The following is a 23,439-nucleotide window of genomic DNA, read 5'->3' as shown; positions in this document are numbered from 1 at the left end:
CGAGGACGCCTGCTTGACCCACCCCGAAGTCGATTGTCCGAGGTGGGACGAAGCCGACCGTCTGAAGGCCCTCACAAGTTACGGCGTGCTGGACACGACGCCCGAAGGGTCGTTCGACGATCTGGCGTCGCTCACCGCGCGCATCTGTGAGGCGCCGATGGCCGCCGTCAGTCTGGTCGATTCCCAGCGTCAGTGGTTCAAGTCCGAGGTCGGTCTGGGCGTGCGCGAGACGCCGCGGCCGCTGTCGTTCTGCGCCCACGCGATGCTGGGCGACGACGTCATGGTCATCCCCGACGCGATGCAGGATGACCGCTTCATCGACAATGATCTGGTGACGGGCGCGCCGCACATCCGCTTCTATGCCGGCTATCCGCTGAGGACGCCCGACGGCGTGCCGCTGGGCGCCCTGTGCGTGCTGGACGACACGCCGCGCCCGCAAGGTCTGACCGAGCTTCAGCTGATGGCGCTCAAGACCCTGGCGCAACAGGTGATGACGCAACTGGAGTTGCGCCGCGCCCTGTTGGACCGGGACCTCAGCGACCGCACCGCGCGGTTGGCGATGGAGGCCTCAGCCTATGTCGGGGCCTGGGACTGGGACATTCCTGAGAACCGGGTGATCGCCGACGAACGCTTTGCGCGGATGTACGGCGTGGATCCCGAAGCGGCGCGCGAGGGCGCGGCCATCGAGGTTTTCACCTCCAGCGTCCATCCCGACGACGCCCAACGCGTCACCGACGAGATCGACCGGGCCATGACGGACGACGGCGCCTTCGTCAGCGAATATCGTTTGGGCCAAGGCGATGACGTGCGTTGGATTCTGGCGCGCGGTCAGGTCTATTTCGACGCGGAGGGCAAGCCGATCCGCTTCCCCGGCGTCGCGGTGGACATCACCGAACGCAAGACCATCGAGACGGACCTCGCCGAAACCGCCGTGGCCCTGAGCGAAAGCGAGAGCCGGTTCCGGGTCTTGGCTGACGCCATGCCGCAGATGGTGTGGTCCACCCTGCCGGACGGTTTTCACGACTACTACAATGCGCGCTGGTACGAATTCACGGGCGTGCCCCTGGGCTCGACGGATGGCGAGGGCTGGAACGACATGTTCCATGCCGACGACCGCGAACGGGCGTGGACTGTGTGGCGCAACTCGCTGGAAACCGGCGAGCCCTATGAGATCGAATATCGGCTGAAGCATCACAGCGGCGTCTATCGCTGGACTCTGGGCCGCGCGGTGGCGATCCGCGACGAGGCGGGCGAAATCACCCGCTGGTTCGGCACCCTAACCGATATCGACGAGTTGAAGCGGCTGGAGCAAGGCCGCGAGCTGGTCAGCCAAGAGCTGAGCCACCGGATCAAGAACATCTTCGCGGTCGTCACCGCCCTGGTCGCCCTGTCGGCGCGCCAGTATCCGGAGGCCAAGGCGTTTTCGGCCTCGCTGCGCACGCGCATCGCCGCCCTAGCCCGGGCGCATGAGTTCGTGCGGCCGCACACCGAGACGTCCAAGACCACGATCGGGGCGACGACCCTTCATTCCTTCCTGTCCGACCTGTTCAAGGCCTATGCGAACGAGACCGGTGGGGCGCGCGTCGTCATTCAGGGCGAGGACGCCGTCTTTGACGATCAGGCGGCGACCTCCGTGGCCCTGCTGTTCCACGAACTGGCGACCAACGCCGCCAAATACGGTGCGCTTTCCGAGCGTGGCGGCGTGGTCACCCTGACGACGGAACGGCAGGAGGACCGCTTCGTCCTGACCTGGTCAGAAACGGGCGGTCCGGTCGTCCAGGGCATGCCGCAACGCACCGGCTTCGGCTCATCCCTTGCCAGCCTCTCGGTCGAGGGACAGCTCGGCGGGCGTTTGTCGCGCGAATGGCGGCCAGAAGGGCTTCAGGTCATCGTGGACCTGCCGGCGACGGCTCTGTCCCGACGCCGAGCGGCGGGCGGATATACAAATTAGTCCTCTGTTGAAACCTATCCCTTACACTGACGTTACGTACGTTCCCGAACCCCCGATCGAGCCATGACTGCGCGTATCCTCATCATCGAAGACGAAGCTCTCGTTGCGATGGAGCTCAGGTTCGTCCTGGAGGATCTCGGTCACGAGGTTCTGGGCGTCGCCGCGACCGCGCAGGCCGCGCGCGATCTGGTGCGCGAGAACGACGTTGATCTGGCGCTGGTCGACATCCACCTTTCCGATGGTCCGACAGGGATCAACCTGGGTCGCGAACTGGGCCAGGACATGGGCGTCTCCGTCCTGTTCATGACAGCCAATCCCGGCATGGTGCGCGAGGGCGTGGCCGGCACCATCGGCGTCCTGTCCAAACCGACCGACGAACATGCGGTGCAGACGGCCGTGGATTACGCGCTGCGTCGGCGTCAGGGCCAACCGGTCGATTACGCGCCTCCGGGTCTTCAACTCTTCGGCTGACCGCCGCCGAGGCGGTTGCGGTCGTAGCGATGCGGCATATGTCGAGGGCTCCCCAGAGGAGACCTCCCCATGACAACCCTTCCCAAACGCAAGCTCGGCTCCAGCGGCCTGGACATCGCCCCCTTGGTGTTCGGCGGCAACGTCTTTGGCTGGACGGCGGATGAGGCGACGTCATTCGCCCTGCTGGACGCCTTCGTCGAGGCCGGCTTTGACGCCATCGATACCGCCGACGCCTATTCGCGCTGGGTCCCGGGCCATTCCGGCGGCGAAAGCGAGACGATCATCGGCAAGTGGCTGAAGGCGCGCGGTCGGCGCGACAACATCAAGATCCTGACCAAGGTGGGATCGGACATGGGGCAGGGCCACAACGACCTGTCGCCGGCCTGGATCGAGACGGCGGTGGAGGCGTCGCTGCGCCGGCTCCAGACCGACTATATCGACCTGTATCAAACCCACTGGCCCGATCCGAAGACGCCGCAGGACGAGACGCTGCGCGCGCTGGACAAGCTGGTGCAGGCCGGCAAGGTGCGCGCCATCGGCACGTCCAACCATTCTGCCGAACAGCTGTCCGAAGCTCTGGACATCTCGCAACGTGAGGGTCTGGCCGCCTATGCGACGATCCAGCCGCACTACAACCTCTACAGCCGCGACACCTTCGAGGGCGGGTTGCAGGATCTGGCCGTCCAGAAGGGCCTGGGCGTCATCACCTATTTCAGCCTGGAGAGCGGCTTCCTGACCGGAAAATACACGACCGTTGACCAGATCGCCGGGACCAAGCGCGAGGGCATGCTGAAGGACAAGTTCGATGAGCGCGGCGTGCGCATTCTGGCGGTCCTAGACGCCGTGGCGCAGAAGAACGAGGCCACGTCCGCGCAGGTCGCCTTGGCCTGGCTGCTGGCTCAGCCGGGCGTCACGGCCCCGATCGTCAGCGCCACCTCGACCGAACAACTGGCCGACACGCTGAAGGCGGCGACGCTTAAGCTATCGGATGAGGATCTGGCGGAACTGACAGAGGCGAGTGCCTACTGAAGGGGCAGGATCGGGGTCACCACACCCCGATCTTCTCCGCCTCGGCGTGGCTGATGGGGTGGTGGGCCTTAGCGTGGTCTTCCTCGGCGAGGAAGCGGCTGACTTCCAGCGCGGCCATACAGCCCATGCCGGCGGCGGTCACCGCCTGGCGATAGACGTCGTCCGTCACGTCGCCGGCGGCCCAGACGCCTTCGATTTCGGTCGAGGCGGTGCCGGGCTTGACCCGCAGATAGCCGCCGGCGTTGGTCTCAAGCTGGCCCTTGAACAGTTCCGACGACGGGGCGTGACCGATGGCGATGAAGACGCCGTCGGCGGGGATTTCCCGGGTCGAGCCGTCCTGGACGTTCTTGAGCCGAACGCCGGTGACGTTCTTGGCCATGCCGTCCACGACGCCGACGATCTCCTCGATCGCCGAGTTCCAGATCACCTCGACCTTGGGGTGGGCGAACAGCCGGTCCTGCAGGATCTTCTCGGCGCGGAACTCGTCGCGGCGATGAACGACCGTGACCTTGGAGGCGAAGTTGGTCAGGAACAGCGCCTCTTCGACGGCGGTGTTGCCGCCGCCCACGACCACGACTTCCTTGCCGCGATAGAAGAAGCCGTCGCAAGTCGCGCAGGCCGAGACGCCGAAGCCCTGATAGGCGGCCTCGCTCTCAAGCCCCAGCCATTTGGCCTGGGCGCCGGTGGAGATAATCACCGTCTCGGCCAGCATCTCCTCGCCACTGTCCAGCTTGAGGCGGAATGGGCGTTGCGACAGGTCGGCAGACACCACGATGTCGTGGATGACCTCGGTCCCGACATGCAGGGCCTGGGCCTGCATCTGCTCCATCAGCCAGGGACCCTGGATGGTGTCGGCGAAGCCGGGATAGTTCTCGACGTCGGTAGTGATGGTCAGCTGGCCGCCGGGCTGGATGCCGGCGATGACGACGGGGTTCAGCGAGGCGCGGGCGGCGTAGATGGCGGCGGTCCAGCCGGCGGGGCCAGAACCGATGATGGCGACGCGAACGGTACGAGCTTGGGTCATGGCCCCTATTTAGGCGGTGATTCCCGTTTGCGCGATGCTAGTCTCGCCCGACATGAAGGGGAGATGGGGATGACGAACAAGAACGCGGCCTTCCTGCCGATCGGGATCGGTCTGGGCCTGTCGATCGGCGTGGCGCTGGGCGTGGCCCTCGACAACGTTGGCCTGGGTCTCGCTCTGGGCACGGCCATCGGATCAGGGTTCGGCGTGGCTCTGATGGGGGCGGCGAACATGAAGGCCAAAAAGGGCGGCGGGTCGGACGGGGGCGCGGTCACGCCGCCGTCGGATACGTCGCAGCACAGCGCCTCAGACTGCAGCGCGGACAGCGGCTGTGACGGCGGCGGCGGGGGTGGCGGCGACTGAAAAGGCCACTCCGGAATCTTTTAGTGCACTTTCGTGCAGATTTTTGCGAGCCGTTCTTAGAAGGCCTCCCTATGACGGTCGCCACCATGGGGCATGGCGGCGTCAGGAACGGACGTAGGTCTCGCTATCGGGTTTGCATCGCTTCCAGAACGGCGCGCGCGGCGCGGTCGGTCTCGGCCAGCGGCTCGTAGGTCCAGCCGTCCAGCGCGCCGTCGAACGGACGGGTGGCGCCGCGCGATTGCAGGTCGTCGTACAGGCGAGCGAACTTGTCGCCCGCCTTCAGCGGGATCATCGGCAGGACATGGACCGGCTTGCCGGTGGAGGCGGCCTCGGCGGCCATGTTGGCGCTGTCCTCGGTGACCAGGATGTGGTCGGCGAAATGCAGGAAGCCGAACAGGGGATTTTCGCCCGTGCCATCCCAGATCCAGCCCGGTAAATCCGAAAGGCGAGCGGTCATGACGGCCTTGGCCGCATCGGGCGTGCGGCGTGAGAAGGTCAGCATCAGTGCGCCGCCCGACGCCCGAACGGCCTCCGCGATCTGGTCGGCCAGGTCGGCCGCATGGGCGGGGGGCAGGTCGAAGGCCTTGGACTTGCCGCCGATCAGCACCGCGATGCGCGGATGGGGCAGGGGGGCGATCCGGTCGGCGAAGGCGGGTGCGGCCTGGGCGATGCGCTGGGGCGTGATGCGGTGCGGCGAGCCGGTGATTTCAAAGACATTGTCGCCCGACAGACCGTCATGGGCGGGGGCGACGATTAGATCGTAGCGGTCGTTGGCCCAGCGGGGGTCCTGGGTCTGAACGACGAAGGTCTTGCCGCCGCTCCAGGACTTGACACGGGTCGACAGCGGCAGGGTCGCGCGCCCCGTGGCGATCCACAGATCGGGCCAGGGGCCGGTCAGCGGCGCGGACGCCAGCATAGCCGGGGTCTTCAACGCCGACGGGAGGCGGTCGAAGATCGACCGCCAGCGGACATGTTTGATCGTGATTTCGGCCGGGGTCAGGCGCTGAACGGCCTCGGCGAGACCCAGCGCCTGATTCTCGATGCCGGCGCGGCCGTCGGAGACGACCCAGATGGCCAAGGGATCGGAAGAGAGGGGGCGCGCGGACGCTGCCCCCGCCATCACTTTTACTTCCACTCGACCTTGAGGATCTCGTAGGCTTTCACGCCGCCGGGGGTGTTGACCTCCACGACGTCGCCGACCTCCTTGGAAATCATGGCGCGCGCGATCGGCGAGGCGATCGAGATCTTGCCCTTCTTCACATCGGCTTCGTGTTCGCCGACGATCTGATAGGTGGCCTCTTCCTCGGTGTCTTCGTCCACCACGGTGACCGTGGCGCCGAACTTGACCTGACTGCCCGACAGTTTGGACACGTCGATGACCTGGGCGCGGCTAATCTTGTCCTCGATCTCGGCGATCTGGCCTTCGATCCAGCCCTGACGCTCCTTGGCGGCATGGTATTCGGCGTTTTCGGACAGGTCGCCGTGCTCACGCGCCTCGGAAATGGCGGCGATCACGCTCGGCCTTTCGACCGACTTCAATTGCTTCAGTTGATCGTCGAGGACGCGGTAGCCCTCGGCCGTCATCGGCACTTTTTCCATTGTGTCGTGATTTTTCTGGTTCGCCCGGAGACTGGAAAGACGCGAGATAAGCACACAAAAGGCCGCGGGGCGGGCGCGGCCGGGCATCAAGACTAGGGTTTCTCGCTCAGCAATTCAAGAGCGTAACGCCCGCCCCGGTTGACCCCTCAGGCGCGGGCCGGCGGTTCGGGCTTGTGGTCGCGCCGCAGGACACCCTTTATGAGGCTGTAGGCCAGCCAACCCACGGCGGCGAGGCCGGCGAGCATAAAGACGCCGGAGATCAAGGCGGCTCCTGCCGCCATGAAGGCGAGGACGAAGGCGACGGCCGCAGCCAGTCCGGCCACGATCTGAATGGTTTGAAGGCGCATGAGACCTTAACGCCCTCGACCACGGCGGGTTGCGCCGTCGCGATCACGATCCGATCACGCGTAGCTGTAGGGACCGCCGCGTTCGAGCGCGCGCTGATAGGCGGGCCGCGCATGGATGCGGTTCAGGAAGGCCTTCAAACGGGGCTTAGTCTCGGCGTCGAAGGCGCGGTCGGCGCCCGCCTCGACCGGAAAGCTCATCATGATGTCGGCGGCGGTGAACTGGTCGCCCGCGAACCATTCCGAGCGGCCCAGTTCGTCTTCCCAGAAGCCGACATGGGTGCGCAATTGCGGGTCGACGAAACTGGTGATCGCCTTGTTGGCGACGCCATTGACGATGGGTTTCAGAAGGGCGGGCGCGCGGCGCGGCAGCATGCTGAAGACCAGCTTCAGCAGCAGGGGCGGCATGGCCGACCCCTCGGCATAGTGCAGCCAATAGGTGAAGCGACGGCCGTCTTCGGTTCCCGCCGCCGGACGCAGCCGGCCCTGTCCGTAGGTATCAAGCAGATATTCGACGATGGCCCCGGTTTCTGCGACCTTGACCGCGCCGTCCTCGATGACCGGCGACTTGCCCAGCGGATGAATCGCCAGCAGTTCGGGCGGCGCCAGCCGGTTTCCAGGGTTTCGTTCGTAGCGGACCACCTCATAGTCCAGGCCCAGCTCTTCAAGCAGCCACAGGACGCGTTGCGAGCGGCTGTCGTTCAGATGGTGGACTTTGATCATGGGTCGGCTCCGGGCAGCGAGGCGTGACTATTCGCAACGCCGCCCGAGAAGTCGAGCGGCGATTGCGGCCTCAGCGCGGACGGCGGCCGCTCCAGCGTCCGCGCGGCTGCGGCGCGACCTTGGGCTTGGCGCCTTCGCGGCGGTTGCGCCAGACCTCATAGGCCAGGGTCGCCAGGGCCAGTTTGCCGGCGTGACGACCGGCGACGCGGCGGCCACCCTTTGAGAGCAGCAGGCTGCCGATCAGCGGGACGAGTTTATGCAGACGGGACATGATTGAGTTCCTTTCGTCCCATCAACGCGTGGTGTGCGACCGGGGTTCGCCCTGCGACGACATGAACTGTCAGCGACCGACAGAAGGTTTGGCGCGCGCGATGCGCCAAGCGGTGCTAGCGCTAGGGCATGAGCCAATCCCGCATCGCCGCCTTCTTCACCTCTCTGAGCTTTTTCGTCATCGCGGCCCTGGTCGCCGGCGTCGTCGTCGGCGCCCTGGCGCAAGGGTCGCAGGCCGCTTGGCTGACCGGCGCCTTGGGCGTGGTCGAGAGCCTGGGCCAGGTCTGGCTGAACGCCCTGCGCATGACCGTCATTCCTTTGGTGTTCAGCCTGTTGGTGACCGGCATCGTGTCGATCGCCGATGCAGCGGCGACGGGCCGGATCGCGGTGCGATCGCTGGTGGTGTTCGCCGTCCTGCTGGTCGGGGCGACGATCTATGCGATCCTGGCGGGCCTGGGCCTGCTGGCGGTTTGGCCGATCGATCCGGAGGCGGGGCGTGGGCTGCTGGCGGGCGTCAGCGCCGAATCCTTGGCGACCGTGGGCGAGGCGGCGCGCACCGACGGCCTGCGCGCCTTCCTCGCCAGTCTGGCGCCGGCCAATGTCATCAAGGCGGCGTCCGACGACGGGGTGCTGGCGGTCGTGGTCTTCGCCGTCGCCTTCGGTTTCGCCGCGACGCGGATCAAGGCCGAGCTGCGGCGGCCCCTGGCCGGCTTCTTCGAGGCGGTGGCCGAGACCATGGTCGTCATCGTCCACTGGGTGCTGCTGGCCGCGCCGTTCGGTGTATTCGCTTTGGCGCTAGGCGTGGGTTTGCGGGCCGGACTGGGGGTGGCGGGGACGCTGGCCCACTATGTCGCCATCGTCTGCCTGAGCCAGATTGGGCTGATCCTGATCATTTATGTCGTGGCGATCGTGTGGGGACGGATTTCGCTGGCCCGTTTCGCGCGCGCCGTGGCCCCGGCCCAGGTGGTCGCCGTTTCGACCCAGTCGTCGCTGGCCAGCCTGCCGGTCATGATCGAGCGCGCGCGCGACTGGCTGGGCGTGCCGCAGACCTCCGCCGGCCTCGTTCTGCCGCTGGCGGTGGCGGTGTTCCGCATCACCAGTCCTGTCGCCAACCTGGCGGTCTGCCTCTATGTCGCGCAGTTGCACGGGGTGGAGCTGGGGCTCGGCGTGCTGATCGCCGGCGGACTGACGGCCATCGCCGTGTCCATCGCCTCGGTCGGTTTGCCGGGCCAGGTCAGCTTCTTCGCCGCCATCGGCCCCATCTGCCTGGCCATGGGCCTGCCGCTGGGCGTGCTGCCGCTACTGCTGGCGGTCGAGGTCATCCCGGACATCTTCCGCACCGTAGGCAATGTCACCGCCGACCTGGCCGCGACCCGGATCGTGGCCGGCGAAGATGGGGCAGGCGAGGACGGTCGCGTTACAGAATGACCCAGGCGGCGCCGCCCGCCAGCAGGATCAGGTGAAGCAAGACGATCAGGCCGAACTCGGGCCTGAACGGCTCCTTGCGCGTCTTGTGGCGCAGGATGTGCTGCCCCATCCAGGCGCCCAGCCCGCCGATCAGGCCGAACAGGAGCAGCGTCGATTCCGGCGTGCACCACAGGCCGGCCTTGGCGCGCTGCTTGTCCCTGGCGAAGGCGAGGAACCCCAGGACTTCGCCGCACAGGATGGCGATCAGGGCCAGATCGAGATTGGACATCGGCGTGGCTCCGGCGTTCGGCCGCTACAGCCTTGCAGCGTGCGGCCGAAAACCGGAGATTTCGTCAACGTCAGGCGTAGTCCTGGATCGCCCGCACATCCAGGTCGCCGGCCTTGATCGCGCCGATGGCCTGGGCCGCCGCCAGGGCGCCGGCGGTGGTGGTGTAGTAGGGCATCTTCATCATCAGGGCGGTGCGGCGCAGCGAGAAGCTGTCCTGCAGCGACTGCTTGCCCGATGTGGTGTTGAAGACCAGCTGGACCTCGCCGTTCTTCATGGCGTCCACGATGTGCGGGCGGCCTTCCAGCACCTTCTTGACCAGTTTCACCTCCAGCCCCTGTTCGACCAGATAGGCGTGGGTGCCGCCGGTGGCCATCAGGCTGAAGCCTTCAGCCAGCAACGTCCTGGCGGCGTCGACGATGAAGGGCTTGTCCTCGTCCTTGACCGAGATGAAGGCGCAGCCCGAGGTCGGCAAGGTGGTCCCGCCGCCGATTTGGGACTTGGCGAAGGCGCGGGCGAAGGCGGGGGCCATGTCGGTCTCACCCGGCCGCTTGAAGTCCAGGCCCATGACCTCGCCGGTCGAGCGCATTTCCGGGCCCAGGACGGTGTCCACCCCGGCGAAACGGGCGAACGGGAAGACCGCTTCCTTGACCGCGATATGGTCGTAAGGCTTGTCCGCCAGACCGAACGACTTCAGCGGCACGCCGGCCATGACCTTGGCGGCGATGGAGGCGATAGGCTGGCCGATGGTTTTGGCCACGAAGGGCGCCGTGCGGCTGGCGCGCGGATTGACCTCCAGCACGAAGATGCGCGGGTTTTCGCTGTGCGGCTCCTCGATGGCGAACTGCACATTCATAAGGCCGCGCACCTTCAGGGCCTTGGCCATTTCGGTGGTCTGGCGTTTCAGCTCGTCCACGATCTCGGGCCGCAGCGAGAAGGGCGGCATGGAGCAGGCGCTGTCGCCCGAATGGACGCCGGCTTCCTCGATATGCTCGAGCACGCCCGCGACGAAGACCATCTCGTCGTCGCACAGGGCGTCCACGTCCACCTCGGTGGCGCGGTTCAGATAGTGGTCGATTAGGACGGGATCGTCGCCCGAGACGCGCATGGCCTCGTGGACGTAGCGGTCAAGCTGCTCGCGGTCGTGGACGATCATCATGCCGCGACCGCCCAGGACGTAGGAGGGGCGCAGGACGACGGGATAGCCGACCTCTTCGGCCTTCTGCGCGGCTTCTTCCGCCGAACGGGCCAGGCCGTTGGGCGGCTGGCGCAGGCCAATGCCTTCCAGCATCTGCTGGAAGCGTTCGCGATCCTCGGCCAGGTCGATAGAGTCGACGCTGGTGCCCAGGACCGGAATGTCGTCCTCTTGCAGGGCGTGGGCCAGCTTCAGCGGGGTTTGGCCCCCGAACTGCACGACGCAGCCGATCAGCTCACCGTTCGAACGCTCGACCTCGATCAGCTCCAGCACGTCCTCGGCCGTGAGCGGCTCGAAATACAGACGGTCGGAGGTGTCGTAGTCGGTCGAGACGGTCTCGGGGTTGCAGTTGACCATGATCGACTCGACGCCGATTTGGTCGAAGGCGAAGGCCGCGTGGCAGCAGCAGTAGTCGAACTCGATGCCTTGGCCGATCCGATTCGGACCGCCGCCCAGGATGATGGCCTTCTTCTTGTCCGACGGCTCGGACTCGCACTCGGGGATTTGGCCGAGCGCGCCAGTCTCATAGGTCGAATACATATAGGCGGTGGCGCTGGCGAACTCGGCGGCGCAGGTATCGATCCGCTTGAACACAGGGCGCACGTTCAGGCCGCGACGGGCGGTCCGGACGGATTTTTCGCTTTGGCCGGTCAGCTGAGCCAGACGGGCGTCGGAGAAGCCCTTGGACTTCAGGCGGCGGAACTCGGTCGGGTCGGTCGGCAGGCCCTTGACCCGGACGTGGCCTTCCTCGCGGACGATGTCGGCGATCTGGCGCAGGAACCAGGGTTCGTAGGCGCAGGCGGCGTTGACCTCCTCGACCGTCAGGCCATGGCGAAAGGCCTGGGCGATGACGCGGATGCGGTCGGGGGTTGGAACGCCGAGCGCCCGCACGACGGCGGCGCGGGCGGTCGCATCATCCTCGGCGCCGGCCACCCCTTCGATCTCGACCTCGTCAAAGCCCGACAGGCCGGTCTCAAGGCCGCGCAGGGCCTTCTGCATCGATTCCTGGAAGGTGCGGCCGATGGCCATGACCTCGCCCACCGACTTCATCGAGGTGCCCAAGAGGGGCTCGGATCCCGGATATTTCTCAAAGGCGAAGCGCGGGATCTTGGTGACGACATAGTCGATCGACGGCTCGAACGACGCCGGCGTGACCTGTGTGATGTCGTTGGTCAGTTCGTCCAGGGTGTAGCCGACCGCCAGACGGGCCGCGACCTTGGCGATTGGGAAGCCGGTGGCCTTGGACGCAAGGGCGGACGAGCGCGACACGCGTGGGTTCATCTCGATCACGACCATGCGGCCATCGGCGGGGTTGACGGCCCACTGCACGTTCGAGCCGCCCGTCTCGACGCCGATTTCGCGCAGCACATTGATCGAGCCGGTCCGCATCCGCTGATACTCCTTGTCGGTCAGCGTCAGGGCGGGGGCGACGGTGATGGAGTCGCCCGTATGGACCCCCATCGGATCGACGTTCTCGATCGAGCAGATGATGATGCAGTTGTCCGCCGTGTCGCGGACGACCTCCATCTCATATTCTTTCCAGCCCAGCACCGACTCCTCGATCAGCACCTCGGTGGTCGGCGACAGGTCCAGGCCGCGCAGGACGATCTCCTCGAACTCCTCGCGGTTGAAGGCGATGCCGCCGCCGGTGCCGGCCAAGGTGAAGGACGGGCGGATCACGGCGGGCAGGCCGACGAACTCCAGCCCCTCCAGCGCCTCTTCCATCGAATGGGCGGCCTTGGAGCGGGGCGATTCCAGGCCCAGCTTGTCCATCGCGTCGCGGAACTTCTGGCGATCCTCGGCCTTGTCGATCACCTCGGCCTTGGCGCCGATCATCTCGACCCCATGCTTGGCCAAGGCGCCGGATTCATGCAGGGCCAGGGCGGTGTTCAGCGCCGTCTGGCCGCCCATCGTCGGCAGCAGGGCGTCGGGCTTTTCCTTGACGATGATCTTCTCGACCATCTCGGGCGTGATCGGCTCGATATAGGTGGCGTCGGCCACCTCCGGGTCGGTCATGATGGTGGCGGGGTTCGAGTTGACCAGGATGACCCGATAGCCTTCCGCCTTCAGCGCCTTGCAGGCCTGAACGCCGGAATAGTCGAACTCGCACGCCTGGCCGATGACGATCGGGCCGGCGCCGATGATGAGGATTGACTTGATGTCTGTGCGCTTGGGCATCGCCAGCTCTTCTTCTTATTGAACGCTAGTGGGTCACGACCGCGCATTCCCAGCCGTCATACTCCAGCTGGAAGGCCGCGGCCCAGGTCTGCATCATGGCCGAGGTCGCCGCAAACGACGCCTCGTCCACCGCCATGGTCGTTTCGAGCACCGTCATGTCGTCGGCGCCGCGCGTCAGGAAGCCGGCGCGCCGGGCGACCTCGTTCAGGTCGCCGTGGTCGCCCTCGCCATAGAAGTAGAACAACGTATGGCGCGGCGTCACGCCGCTGTCGCCCTGTTCGGCCAGCGCCGCGCGCACCATGGCGTCGCGTTCGTCATGACGGATGTCCGAGGCGTCCAAGGGAGTGCGTCGTCCTTCGTTCTCTGTCGTTCTCTGGGCGCGCGAGAAGTCCCCGCAGAGCCTGGCCCTGCGACGCTCACGTCTGCTTGTCGGTTAAGCGGCCCGTTTAGAGAGGGAGGGGCGAGGGGGCAAGATGGAAAGCGGAATTCCGAGTGTTCGGTCTCGGTCCGGATTGGGCAAAAGGAAAGGGGCGACCGTCGCCGGTCGCCCCTCGTTTCAAGATCACAGGCTCTGTGAGTCTTAGAACACCTTGTAGTTCAGGCCGATAAAGAAGCGGCGGCCATAAGGATCGAAGTTCGAATACAGCGTCGTGCCGAGGTACGGCGCTTGTTCCGAATCGAAGGCGTTCACGACACCGGCGCGGAGCGTCAGATCTTGGTTGACGTTGTAGCGGACGGTGAAGTCGTTGCGCACGAAGTTGCCCGTGTCCAGCTGATCGGCCGAACGGCCATCCGCATTGTTCACGTAGTCGCGGCGGAAGACGATGTTCTGAGCCGACTGCCAGTCCGCCGTCCAATTCACGCTCCAGGTTTCGTTGGGGGTCCAGGTCAACGAGGAGGTGAAGCGAACGCGCGGGTATTGCAGCGTGCTGGCCAGTTCATCGAAATCGCCGGGATCGGCTTCATTTAGGAACTGCTTCTGTTCGATCAGCCACGAGCCGGCGAGCGAGTAATCGAACACACCCCAGTTACGGCCGAAGCTGTCGCTGGTGTCGAGGCGATAACGACCCGTGAAGTCCAGACCGCGGGTTTCCAGCGACGCATAGTTGAACGAACGCTCGATGAAGCCGCCGATCGGATCGCTAGCCGGCGCGCCAATGCCGAACGGAATGTTCGGATTGTTGCGGAAGATCGTCGAGCAGGCATCGACGTTCAGTTCCGCGCCGTTCACGCAGTTCGCCGCCGCCGTGTCGGCGGTGACAGCCGCGATGACGCGGTCAATCTTGATCTCGTAGTAGTCGAGCGCAAGGCTGAAGTTCGGCATGAAGCGGGGACGCAGCACCGTCGAGAAGGTGAAGCTGTTCGACTCTTCAGGCTGAAGGTTCGGGTTGCCGCCGGAGACGCCCGAGATGCCCGAAGTGTAGGTCGGGTTGAAGTCGTCGGTGTTTTGCGGGGTCGCGCCGGCGAAATCGAATGTCAGACCTTGCTGCGCGGCCAAGGCCGTGCAGTTCCGGATGCGGTTCGCCTTCGTTTCATTGTCGTTGACCGCAGCGATCGCAGCCGTGGTGCAGGGATCAGTGAACGAGTTGAGGAAGGTCTCGCTGTTCGGAGCGAAGTTTTCGGCCAAGTCGGGAACACGAACCGACGTGTTGTAGCTGGTCTTGAAGGTGATGTCCTGAATCGGACGGTAGACCAGGTTCACGCCGTAGACGTCGACATTACCGACCGTCGTATAGTCGGCGTAGCGATACGAACCGCTGAGTTCGGCATATTCGCCGAGCACGCTGTCGCGGAAGAGCGGAAGCGAGACTTCCGTGAAGACTTCCTTGGACTCGTAGCTGGCTTCGGGGAAGTCAGGGCCAGAGTTGAGGAACAGCAGACGACCGTCGGTATCGCGGTCGCGACCCGTGGCTTCCGTCGTTTCCTTGCGATACTCACCACCCAGAGCGACACCGATCGGGCCAGCGCCCCAGAAGTCCCAGAGGCTGCCGGAGACCGACGCGATCGCCTGCTGCTGCTCATTACGCTCGGTGATGCCGATTTCGGCGCCGACATAGTCAAGCGCTGCGGCGCTCTGATTGCCCTTGCCAAACACGTTGAGCGGGGCGCATTGCGCCACCGAGTCACGACCATACTGCGTGTCACGCAGATCGCCGCCGCGCTGATAGTCGTCTAGGGCGGCGCCCTGCTTCAGCAGCAGTTGCGAACGGCAGACGATCTCGCCGGCTCGGCCATTCACAACACCCAGGGTGTCGACAACCGCGTCCGCTGCGAGAGCGAAGCGTTGACCATCCACCGCGCGTTCACGGTTTTCGATTTCGACCTTGCCGTAGGTATAGCCGATGTCCCAGCTGACGTCCTTGACGAACGAAATCTGGTCATGGTTGCCGCGGAGGCCCAGGACGTAACGCTGCAGTTCACGGGTGTTGTCTTGCGTACGATCCGGCCCGAACAGGGTGTGGCGCGCATTCTGAAGCAGGACGCCCGTTTGCGCGGCGCCCGGGTTGGTCGCGGTCGGCGGAGCATAAGGCGTGACCACGTTGGTACGGATCGCATCCTTAATGTTCTGCGGCAGGAAGGCGTTGTCCGACCAGCGCAGGTCGAAGTTGTTGACGGCATAGATCGGGTTTACGGCGTTCGCGCCGTAAGAGTTCACCAGATCGATGTCGAAGAAGGTCGGCTGACCCACGTCGAAGGTGTCTTCGGTCACATACTTCGCCTCGGCGTACGCCTCGATCGAGTCGGTGACCTTGAAGGTGCTTCCGACCTGATAGCGTTGCGATTCCGAGCGCGGAACGCGAGAGCCGGTCGAGAAGTCGGCCGGGTTTTCGCCGTCGCCGCCGATGTTGTACGGACGGTTGATACCGGTATTGCCGACCCGTTGGCCAAAGTCGGCCAGGCGCGCGGTCGTGCCGTCATACCAGTACGTCTTGCCAGGCGTCACACCGAAGCAGTTGGCGCTGTAGCTGAAGTTTCCGGCGTCATTGCCGCCCGGGAAGCAGTTTGCGTACGGGACGTTCGGATTCGTCAGATCGCTCGGCTGCTGCACATTGGCGAGCGTGGTCTGACCCCAGCGCGGGATGTCCAGGCGACGAACGCCCGTGAACAGGAAGGCGTCCTGACGACCGTCGAAGGGCGCCGAGGTTGGGTCGGCGTCGACGCCGATGCGGACCGGCGCGCGACGGATCCAGTCGATGTCCATCGACGTGACTTCGTCGACCTTCTCATATTCGGCATGAGCGTAAACGTTCAGGCGATTGTCGAAGAAGTTCTTGCCGATCAGCGCCGAGACACGCTGATTGGCTTCGCCGTCCTGGTTGATCTGGCCGTAGTTGGCGTCGATCTCCAGACCTTCGAAGTCCTTGCGCAGGATGAAGTTCAGCACGCCGGAGACGGCATCCGCGCCGTACACCGACGACGCGCCGCCCGTGACGATTTCGATGTTCTGGATCAGCAGGCGCGGAATGGTGTCGATATCCACCGAAAGCGAACCGCCCGACGAACCGACATGGCGGCGACCGTCGACCAAGGTCAGCGTGCGGTTGGAGCCCAGCGAACGCAGGTTCGGCAGCGACAGGCCGCCGTCGCCCAGGTTGGAGCCCGTCGTATCCGACGGAACGACCGAGTTCGACAGGGCCGGAATGGTGGACAGGTAATCGATGACCGTGGTCTGGCCGGTCGACAGCAACTCGTCGCGCGACACCTGGATCAGGGGGGTGGGGGCGTTGGTGGCGTCGCGACGGATACGCGACCCGGTTACCACGATTTCAGCAAGCTCGGCGGCTTGTTGGCCTTCAGCAACGGGGGCGGTGCTGATGGGCTGGTCTACAGTCTGGGCGAAGGCGCTAGAGGCCGCCAAGGCGCCCGCAAGGACCGTCGAAGTCAGAAGGAAGTTGCGCATTTACTCTCCAATGATCGCAGCAGGGGGGATCAGGAGTGCTAGTAGAGCCGTCGCTGAACTGCCGCAGGCGTGCCACAGACCGGACACATCCAAAGGGGTCAAGCGTCGCTTTGGACTTTTGTGTCAATATAACGCCGGTATTGCTATAATGTGGTCTCAATGCAACGCCTTATTTGCCGCATTGATTTTCAGTCAGATATCGTTTTCGAGTCCAAGAATGAGCTGTGAAGGCGTTCATTTATTGAGATAATATTGATCTGATGTTGGATGGAATCTATTCAGTATACCAACTATCGATTGCGTCCTTTAGCTCCGCAATGCTGGACAGAGAAGTATAGCGTGGCTCATCCACCGGGGCGTCGGCCAATTCGTGGGCCCAGGTGACGTGATAGGGGATGTGGACGCCGAAGGCGCCGGCGGCGATGGCGGGCAGGACGTCGGATTTCATCGAGTTGCCGGCCATGACGGCCTCGGCGGGGCCGGTGCCGTGGCGGTTAAAGACCCGCTCGTAGGTGGCGCGATCCTTTTCTGAGACGATCTCGACGGCGCTGAACAGGTCGCCCAAGCCTGAGGCGGCCAGTTTGCGCTCCTGATCCAGCAGGTCGCCCTTGGTGATCAGGACAAGTCGGTATTTCTCGGACAGTTCGGCGACGACCGCGTCCACGCCGGGCAGTGTCTCGACCGGGTGGGCCAGCATCTCGCGGCCGGCGGCCAAAATCTCTCGCACGACATGGGGCGGAGCCTCGCCGTTCGTCAGCTCCATCGCCGTCTCGATCATCGACAGGGTGAAGCCCTTGATGCCGTAGCCATAGAGCCGCAGGTTACGTTGTTCGGTTTCGGCCAGGCGCGCCTCGATGGTCGCCTCATCGCCGTGGTCGGCCAGAAGATCGACGAACCGCGCATGGGTCAGGCGGAAGATCGTCTCGTTGTGCCAGAGGGTGTCGTCGGCATCGAGGCCGACCGTGGTGATGCTCATGCCGCGCCCCTATCATGGGACGAACGGGGAAGGGAGACGCGATGAACGGATCGGCGGTGGTGATCGGGGCGACGGGCGGCATCGGCCGCGCGATGGTCGAGCGGATCGTGGCGGACGGCGCGTTCGAGACCGTGTGGGCGGTGTCGCGGTCCGGCGCGGATGTGGCGGGCGCGCTAGGGTTGGCCGCCGATCTGGAGGATGAGGCCAGTCTGGCGTCCGCCGCCGAACGGATCGGCCAGGGGCCGGCCCCAACTCTGATCGTCGTGGCGACCGGGGTGCTGCACGACGGACTTCAGCCGGAACGGTCGTTTCGTCAGTTGGATGCGGAACACCTGTTGCGCGACTACCGCGTCAATTCGGTGGGGCCTGCGCTGGCGGCGAAACATCTGCTGCCGCTGATGCCGCGCGATCGGCGCGCGGTGTTCGCGGCCCTGTCGGCGCGGGTGGGGTCGATTTCCGACAATCGGCTGGGCGGGTGGCATGCCTATCGAGCGTCCAAGGCGGCGCTGAACATGATCCTGCGCAATCTGTCGGTCGAGATGGCGCGCAGCCATCCGCAGGCGGTGATCGCCGGTTTGCATCCGGGTACTGTGGCGACGGAACTGAGCGCGCCGTTCCAGAAGGGGGTGGCGGAGGGCAAGTTGTTCACGGCCGACTATTCCGCCGGGCGGCTACTGGCCGTGCTGTCGAACCTGACGCCGGCCGACAGCGGCGGCGTCTTCGCCTGGGACGGGGCGCGGGTGCCCGAATAGCGCGCAGTCGTGACTTGAGCGAAGCGGGCGACTGACGTCAGATGGAGCTCATGCGTCTGAGCGTTTCTGCCCGGCTTTTCAGCCTCATGTTGCTCGGCCTGCCGTTGAGCGGTCCGGCCGTGGCCCAACCGGTCGATTCGCCGGTTGTCGATCCGGTGGTCGCCGCAGCGTCCTCGCGTGACCGCGTGAGGCTGAACCAGCGGGTGTTCGATCGGGTGTGGAGCGAGGTGCGGCGGGGCTATTACGATCCGACCCTGCACGGCGTGGATTGGAACGCCGCGCGGGCGACGTTCCGGCCCCAGGCCCTGGCGGCGCGCGATGAGCGCGGGCTGTACCGCGTCATCAATGCGATGCTGGATCTGCTGGACGACGGTCATGCGGCGGCCAGTCCGCCGGCGGCGGTGCGGCGTCAGGAGGCGCAGTTCGCCCGGCGCGCCGTGATGGGCCTGACCCTGATGCGGGGCGAGACGCCGGACGACTGGACCGTCGAGCGTGTCCGGCCCGGCTCACCGGCCGAGGCGGCGGGGGTGCAGATGGGCTGGGCCCTGAATTCGGTCGACGGGAAGCCCTGGGGACCGGATGTCGAGACCTATGACGGGGTTCCGGTGCAACTGGTCCTGACCGACGATGCGGGGCAGAGGCGCGAGATTGCCCTGACGCCGCGGGTGATGGAGGCCATCGAACCATTCACCGCCGACAAGTCGCGGCCGGGGGTGCTGGTGCTGCGGGTCGAGCAATTCGACAAAGGCCTGGGCGCCTGGATGGGCAGCGAGTTGGAAGGCCTGCCGCCGGATGTGGACGTGGTGTTGGACCTGCGCGGCAATCCCGGTGGGCGGCTGATGGAGGCGGAATCGGTCCTGACCTGTTTCCTGCCGCGCGATCAGGTCTGGGCGACGCGGACGGGACGCAGCGGTCGGCCGGTGGTGCTGAGGGCGGCTGGCGACTGCGGCGATCGGCGCGATCCCCTGGCCAATGATGTGGCGGTTCTGGTGGATCAAGGCAGCCGCAGCGCCGCCGAACTGACGCCGGCCGCCTTGCAGGAGGCGCGGCGTGGCATCGTGGTGGGCGAGAAGACCGGCGGATCGGTGCTGATCGCTCAGGAGACCAATCTGCCGGACGGCGGGCGGCTGATGCTCAGCCGAGCGGACTTCGTGACTTCGGGGGGGATTCGGCTGGAGAAGCGGGGGGTCACGCCCGACATCGCCGCGCCTCGCACCGTGGCCCAACGCCGCGCGGGCGACGATCCGACACTGGAGACGGCGATCGCCGCCCTTCAGGCCGAGGATCGCGCCAGGGCCGACACCCCCGCCAGCGGCCTCTAGATCAGCAGCATTTGAACCCGCCGGCGCCGCCAAAGCGGCGCTGCTCGTGCAGGCGGAAGAAGGCGGTCTTGTCCAGCGGCGGCTGGTCGGGATGGGTCGCCGCCGCGTGATCGACATAGGCCTGATAATCCGGCTGACCGATCATGGCGCCGGCCGTGCGCCGGACGCCGCGACCCCACCGCAGGGCGGCGTCGCGGCACAGGCACAGCAGGTCGTCTTGCGACGGGTTAGGCACGGGCCGCATCCGCAGCCTCGTCGGCCGCCGTGAACTGGTGGCTTTCCGGATATTCGCGCACCGTCGGGCGGTTGTTCGCATAGGCCTTGCGGCACGCCAGCACGCCATAGACGACCATGGTGACGACCACGAACAGGAAGCCCGCCGTCAGGGTCGAGTTGACGTAGTCGTTGACCACGATGCGGTGCATGTCGCCGATGCTCTTGGCCGGGGCGATCAATTCGCCGGCGCCCAGCGCCTCCTGATACTTCCGGGCGTGGGACAGGAAGCCGATCCGGACGTCCGGGTGGAACAGCTTCTGGAAGCCCGCCGTCAGAGTGCAGATCAGCAGCCAGGTCGCGGGAACGATCATGACCCAGGCGAATTTCTCGCGCTTCATCTTGAACAGGACGACGGTCCCCAAGATCAGGGCGACGGCGGCCAGCATCTGGTTGGCGATGCCGAACAGGGGCCACAGGCTGTTGATGCCGCCCAGCGGATCGACCACGCCGGTATAAAGGAAATAGCCCCACAGACCGACCGTCAGGGCCGTGGCGACGACGTTGGCGCCCCACGACTTGGTCTCGCGCATCTTAGGCACGGCGACGCCCAGCAGATCCTGGATCATGAAGCGGCAGACCCGAGTGCCGGCGTCGACGGTGGTCAGGATGAACAGGGCCTCGAACAGGATCGCGAAGTGATACCAGAAGGCCATCATGGCCTTGCCGCCGATCACGCCGGACAGGATGTGCGCCATGCCGACCGCCAGGGTCGGGGCGCCGCCCGCGCGCGACAGGATGGAGTGTTCGCCCACGTCGCGCGCCAGCTGTTCAAGCTCTCCGGGCGTGATGTGAAAGCCCCACTGGGCCACGGCGGCGGCGGCGGAGGCTGCATCCTTGCCGATGACGGCGACCGGGCTGTTCATGGCGAAATAGACGGCCGGGTCCAGAACCGTGGCGGCGATCAGGGCCATGACGGCGACGAAGCTTTCGCACAGCATGGCGCCGTAGCCGATCATCGGGATCTGGGCTTCGTTCTCCAGCAGCTTGGGCGTGGTGCCCGACGAGATCAGGGCGTGGAAGCCCGACACGGCGCCGCAGGCGATGGTGATGAACAGGAAGGGGAACAGGGCGCCGGCGAAGACCGGCCCGGTGCCGTCGATGAAGGGGGTGATAGCCGGCATCTGCAGGTGCGGACGCACGATCAGGATGCCGACGGCCAGGGCCACGATCGCGCCGATCTTCAAGAAGGTCGACAGATAGTCGCGCGGCGCCAGAAGCAGCCACACCGGAATGACCGAGGCGATGAAGCCATAGACCATCATCAGAATGGCCAGGGTCGGACCGGTCAGGGTGAAGGCCGGCCCCCAAAACGGATCCGCCGCGATATGGCCGCCGCCGATGATGGCCAGGATCAGCAGGACGACGCCGATCACCGACACCTCGCCCACCCGGCCGGGCCGCAGGAATCGGGTGTAAAGGCCCATGAAGATGGCGATGGGGATGGTGGCGGCGACCGTGAACGTGCCCCACGGGCTTTCGGCCAGGGCCTTGACCACCACCAGGGCCAGAACCGCCAGGATGATGACCATGATCATCAGGACGCCGACCTGGGCGATGATGCCGGGGATGTTGCCCATTTCGGTGCGGATCATGTCGCCCAGCGACTTGCCGTCGCGACGCGTGGACATGAACAGGACCATCATATCCTGCACCGCCCCGGCCAGCACGGCGCCGACCAGAATCCACAGGACGCCCGGCAGATAGCCCATCTGGGCGGCCAGCACCGGCCCGACCAGCGGGCCTGCGCCCGCAATGGCGGCGAAGTGGTGGCCGAACAGCACGTTCTTGGGCGTCGGCACATAGTCCAGCCCGTCGTTGCGCCGCATGGCCGGGGTCAGGCGCGCGGGGTTCAGCTGCATGACCTTGTTGGCCAGGTAGCGGCTGTAGAACCGATAGGCGATCGCATAGGTGCAGACGGCGGCGACCACCATCCAGACCCCGCTGATGCTCTCGCCCTGATGCAGGGCTATGACGCCGAGGGACACCGCCCCCAGGATGGCGATGGCGCCGAAGATTATGGGTGTGCTGAGTTTGCCCACGACAGATCCCTCCCGGCCGGCTGACTGCGACCCTCGCGCTTGGTTTGCACCACAATCCGGGACAAGGCCAATCGACTAAAGTCGTAGAAATGAGGGATCAGAAGTCTCCTCCCTGCGGAGCGGGGAGGGGCCGAAGGTCAGTTCCGAACGACCTTCACACAGCCTGCGGCTTCGCGCGCGCGGTCGCGGGCCTGTTCGACGTCGGCGCCGCGGGCGACAGCGACGCCCATGCGGCGGCGTTCGAAGGCCTCGGGCTTTCCGAACAGACGCAGGTCGGCGGTCGGGACCGACAGGGCCTCCGCCACGCCCTCGAAGGCGATGCCTTGCGCGTCCAGACCGCCGTAGATGACGGCGCTGGCGGCGGGCTCGCGCTGGGTCACGTCGACGGGCAGACCCAGGATGGCGCGGGCGTGCAGCGCGAACTCGCTCATGGTCTGGCTGGCCAGGGTGACCAGACCGGTGTCGTGCGGGCGGGGCGAGACCTCGGAGAACCAGACCTGGTCGCCCTTGACGAACAGTTCGACGCCGAAGACGCCGTAACCGCCCAGGGCCTCTGTGACCTTGGCGGCGATGTCCTGAGAGGCGGCCAGCGCAGCGGGCGTCATGGCTTGCGGCTGCCAGCTTTCGACATAGTCGCCCTTGACCTGGCGGTGGCCGATGGGCGCGCAGAAATCCGTGCGGGTCGAGCCGTCGGCGTCGCGCGAACGGACGGTCAGCAGGGTGATCTCGAAGTCGAAGTCGATCCGGCCCTCGACGATGACGCGGGCGCTGGCGACGCGGCCGCTGTCCTGGGCGTAGGTCCAGGCGTCGGCGATTTCATCGGCGCTTTCGACAAAGGATTGCCCTTTGCCCGACGAGGACATGACCGGCTTGACGAAGTTTGGATAGCCAACGGCCTGCGCGCCCGCCGCCAGTTCCTCGGCCGAGCCGGCGAAGGCATAGGGGCTGGTGGGCAGGCCCAGCTCTTCGGCGGCCAGTTTACGAATACCCTCCCGGTTCATCGTCAGTTGCACCGCGCGAGCAGTCGGGATCACCGTCGCCATGCCGGCGGCCTCGATATCGGCCAGGACCTCGGTGGCGATGGCCTCGATCTCGGGCACGATGAAGTGCGGGGCCTCGGCCAGGATGACGCCGTTCAGCACCTGGGCGTCGGTCATGGGGATGACGTGGCTGCGGTGCGCCACCTGCATTGCCGGGGCGTTGGGATAACGATCGACGGCGATGACCTCGACGCCGAGCCGCTGAAGCTCGATGGCGACCTCCTTGCCCAGTTCGCCCGAGCCCAGCAGCATGACGCGCACGGCGGTGTCGGAAAGCGGGGTGCCGAGTTTCATGG

20 protein-coding genes and 1 pseudogene are annotated in these 23,439 nt (G+C 65.8%); 7 read left to right on the top strand and 14 right to left on the bottom strand.

Annotated features, from left to right (window positions below):
* The first annotated feature begins 13 nt into the window (after positions 1-13).
* The 3 genes and pseudogenes from BLR19_RS08355 (at position 14) to BLR19_RS08345 (ending at position 3,451) form a co-directional block, all read left to right on the top strand.
* The gene (locus BLR19_RS08355; RefSeq protein WP_255366549.1) at positions 14-1,951 is read left to right on the top strand and encodes a PAS domain-containing protein; all 1,938 of its coding nucleotides are present in this window, start codon (positions 14-16) and stop codon (positions 1,949-1,951) included.
* A gap of 48 nt (positions 1,952-1,999) precedes the next feature.
* Positions 2,000-2,422 (top strand): annotated as a pseudogene (locus tag BLR19_RS08350) (response regulator); the annotation flags it as partial.
* A 69-nt stretch (positions 2,423-2,491) separates the two neighbouring features.
* Positions 2,492-3,451 (top strand): aldo/keto reductase, encoded by a 960-nt coding sequence (locus tag BLR19_RS08345; protein WP_091749599.1) that lies wholly within the window; start codon positions 2,492-2,494, stop codon positions 3,449-3,451.
* Positions 3,452-3,467: 16 nt separating this feature from the next.
* Here the strand turns inward: BLR19_RS08345 and trxB are convergent, their stop codons facing one another.
* A complete protein-coding gene (trxB, locus tag BLR19_RS08340; protein ID WP_091749596.1) occupies positions 3,468-4,475 on the bottom strand; it encodes a thioredoxin-disulfide reductase in 1,008 nt (335 codons plus the stop codon).
* A 69-nt stretch (positions 4,476-4,544) separates the two neighbouring features.
* Between trxB and BLR19_RS08335 the strand changes: the two genes are divergently transcribed.
* Entirely contained in the window at positions 4,545-4,835 is a 291-nt protein-coding gene (locus BLR19_RS08335; RefSeq protein WP_218119373.1) for a glycine zipper domain-containing protein, read from the top strand.
* A 124-nt stretch (positions 4,836-4,959) separates the two neighbouring features.
* Here BLR19_RS08335 and BLR19_RS08330 read toward each other — a convergent pair whose 3' ends face one another.
* The 5 genes from BLR19_RS08330 to BLR19_RS08310 form a co-directional block, all read right to left on the bottom strand.
* On the bottom strand, positions 4,960-5,955 hold the full coding sequence (locus BLR19_RS08330) for a mitochondrial fission ELM1 family protein (RefSeq protein WP_091749590.1): 996 nt from the start codon (positions 5,953-5,955) through the stop codon (positions 4,960-4,962).
* Between the two features lie 5 nt (positions 5,956-5,960).
* A complete protein-coding gene (gene greA, locus BLR19_RS08325) occupies positions 5,961-6,434 on the bottom strand; it encodes a transcription elongation factor GreA (RefSeq protein WP_017504734.1) in 474 nt (157 codons plus the stop codon).
* A gap of 146 nt (positions 6,435-6,580) precedes the next feature.
* Complete coding sequence (locus BLR19_RS08320) at positions 6,581-6,781, bottom strand: hypothetical protein (RefSeq protein ID WP_055752934.1); 201 nt, start codon at positions 6,779-6,781, stop codon at positions 6,581-6,583.
* A gap of 54 nt (positions 6,782-6,835) precedes the next feature.
* Positions 6,836-7,501 (bottom strand): glutathione S-transferase family protein, encoded by a 666-nt coding sequence (locus BLR19_RS08315; protein WP_091749587.1) that lies wholly within the window; start codon positions 7,499-7,501, stop codon positions 6,836-6,838.
* Between the two features lie 70 nt (positions 7,502-7,571).
* The gene (locus BLR19_RS08310) at positions 7,572-7,772 is read right to left on the bottom strand and encodes a cysteine protease (RefSeq protein ID WP_091749584.1); all 201 of its coding nucleotides are present in this window, start codon (positions 7,770-7,772) and stop codon (positions 7,572-7,574) included.
* Between the two features lie 128 nt (positions 7,773-7,900).
* On the opposite strand from BLR19_RS08310, the gene BLR19_RS08305 reads away from it, so the two are divergent.
* A complete protein-coding gene (locus tag BLR19_RS08305) occupies positions 7,901-9,199 on the top strand; it encodes a dicarboxylate/amino acid:cation symporter (protein WP_055752937.1) in 1,299 nt (432 codons plus the stop codon).
* On the opposite strand, the gene BLR19_RS08300 is transcribed toward BLR19_RS08305, so the two are convergent.
* The 5 genes from BLR19_RS08300 to BLR19_RS08280 form a co-directional block, all read right to left on the bottom strand.
* The gene (locus BLR19_RS08300) at positions 9,189-9,467 is read right to left on the bottom strand and encodes a DUF1294 domain-containing protein (protein ID WP_091749581.1); all 279 of its coding nucleotides are present in this window, start codon (positions 9,465-9,467) and stop codon (positions 9,189-9,191) included. The genes BLR19_RS08305 and BLR19_RS08300 overlap by 11 nt on opposite strands.
* A 70-nt stretch (positions 9,468-9,537) precedes the next feature.
* The gene (gene carB / locus BLR19_RS08295) at positions 9,538-12,837 is read right to left on the bottom strand and encodes a carbamoyl-phosphate synthase large subunit (RefSeq protein WP_091749578.1); all 3,300 of its coding nucleotides are present in this window, start codon (positions 12,835-12,837) and stop codon (positions 9,538-9,540) included.
* A 25-nt stretch (positions 12,838-12,862) separates the two neighbouring features.
* Positions 12,863-13,177: a ribonuclease E inhibitor RraB gene (locus BLR19_RS08290; protein WP_038293704.1), complete on the bottom strand. Its 315-nt coding sequence runs from the start codon at positions 13,175-13,177 to the stop codon at positions 12,863-12,865.
* Between the two features lie 240 nt (positions 13,178-13,417).
* Positions 13,418-16,738, bottom strand: a complete 3,321-nt coding sequence (locus BLR19_RS08285) for a TonB-dependent receptor domain-containing protein (protein ID WP_091749575.1) — start codon at positions 16,736-16,738, stop codon at positions 13,418-13,420.
* 274 nt (positions 16,739-17,012) lie between these two features.
* Positions 17,013-17,714 carry an HAD family hydrolase gene (locus tag BLR19_RS08280; protein WP_091749572.1) on the bottom strand — a complete coding sequence of 234 codons (702 nt, stop codon included), beginning with the start codon at positions 17,712-17,714 and terminating at the stop codon, positions 17,013-17,015.
* Between the two features lie 41 nt (positions 17,715-17,755).
* On the opposite strand from BLR19_RS08280, the gene BLR19_RS08275 reads away from it, so the two are divergent.
* Positions 17,756-18,466: an SDR family NAD(P)-dependent oxidoreductase gene (locus tag BLR19_RS08275; RefSeq protein ID WP_091749569.1), complete on the top strand. Its 711-nt coding sequence runs from the start codon at positions 17,756-17,758 to the stop codon at positions 18,464-18,466.
* A gap of 50 nt (positions 18,467-18,516) precedes the next feature.
* Complete coding sequence (locus tag BLR19_RS08270) at positions 18,517-19,788, top strand: S41 family peptidase (protein WP_255366544.1); 1,272 nt, start codon at positions 18,517-18,519, stop codon at positions 19,786-19,788.
* Position 19,789: 1 nt separating this feature from the next.
* Here BLR19_RS08270 and BLR19_RS08265 read toward each other — a convergent pair whose 3' ends face one another.
* From BLR19_RS08265 to purT, 3 genes are all read right to left on the bottom strand, one after another.
* Positions 19,790-20,032: a YbdD/YjiX family protein gene (locus tag BLR19_RS08265; protein WP_255366543.1), complete on the bottom strand. Its 243-nt coding sequence runs from the start codon at positions 20,030-20,032 to the stop codon at positions 19,790-19,792.
* A complete protein-coding gene (locus tag BLR19_RS08260) occupies positions 20,016-22,103 on the bottom strand; it encodes a carbon starvation CstA family protein (protein ID WP_091749563.1) in 2,088 nt (695 codons plus the stop codon). The genes BLR19_RS08265 and BLR19_RS08260 overlap by 17 nt, the downstream gene beginning before the upstream one ends.
* 137 nt (positions 22,104-22,240) lie before the next feature.
* Positions 22,241-23,437: a formate-dependent phosphoribosylglycinamide formyltransferase gene (gene purT / locus BLR19_RS08255; protein WP_091749560.1), complete on the bottom strand. Its 1,197-nt coding sequence runs from the start codon at positions 23,435-23,437 to the stop codon at positions 22,241-22,243.
* Positions 23,438-23,439 lie beyond the last annotated feature (2 nt).

It is taken from the genome of Brevundimonas sp. 374 (assembly GCF_900102995.1).
Taxonomy (GTDB): Bacteria; Pseudomonadota; Alphaproteobacteria; order Caulobacterales; family Caulobacteraceae; genus Brevundimonas; species Brevundimonas vesicularis_C.
This window is presented reverse-complemented; position numbering and strand designations above follow the sequence as displayed.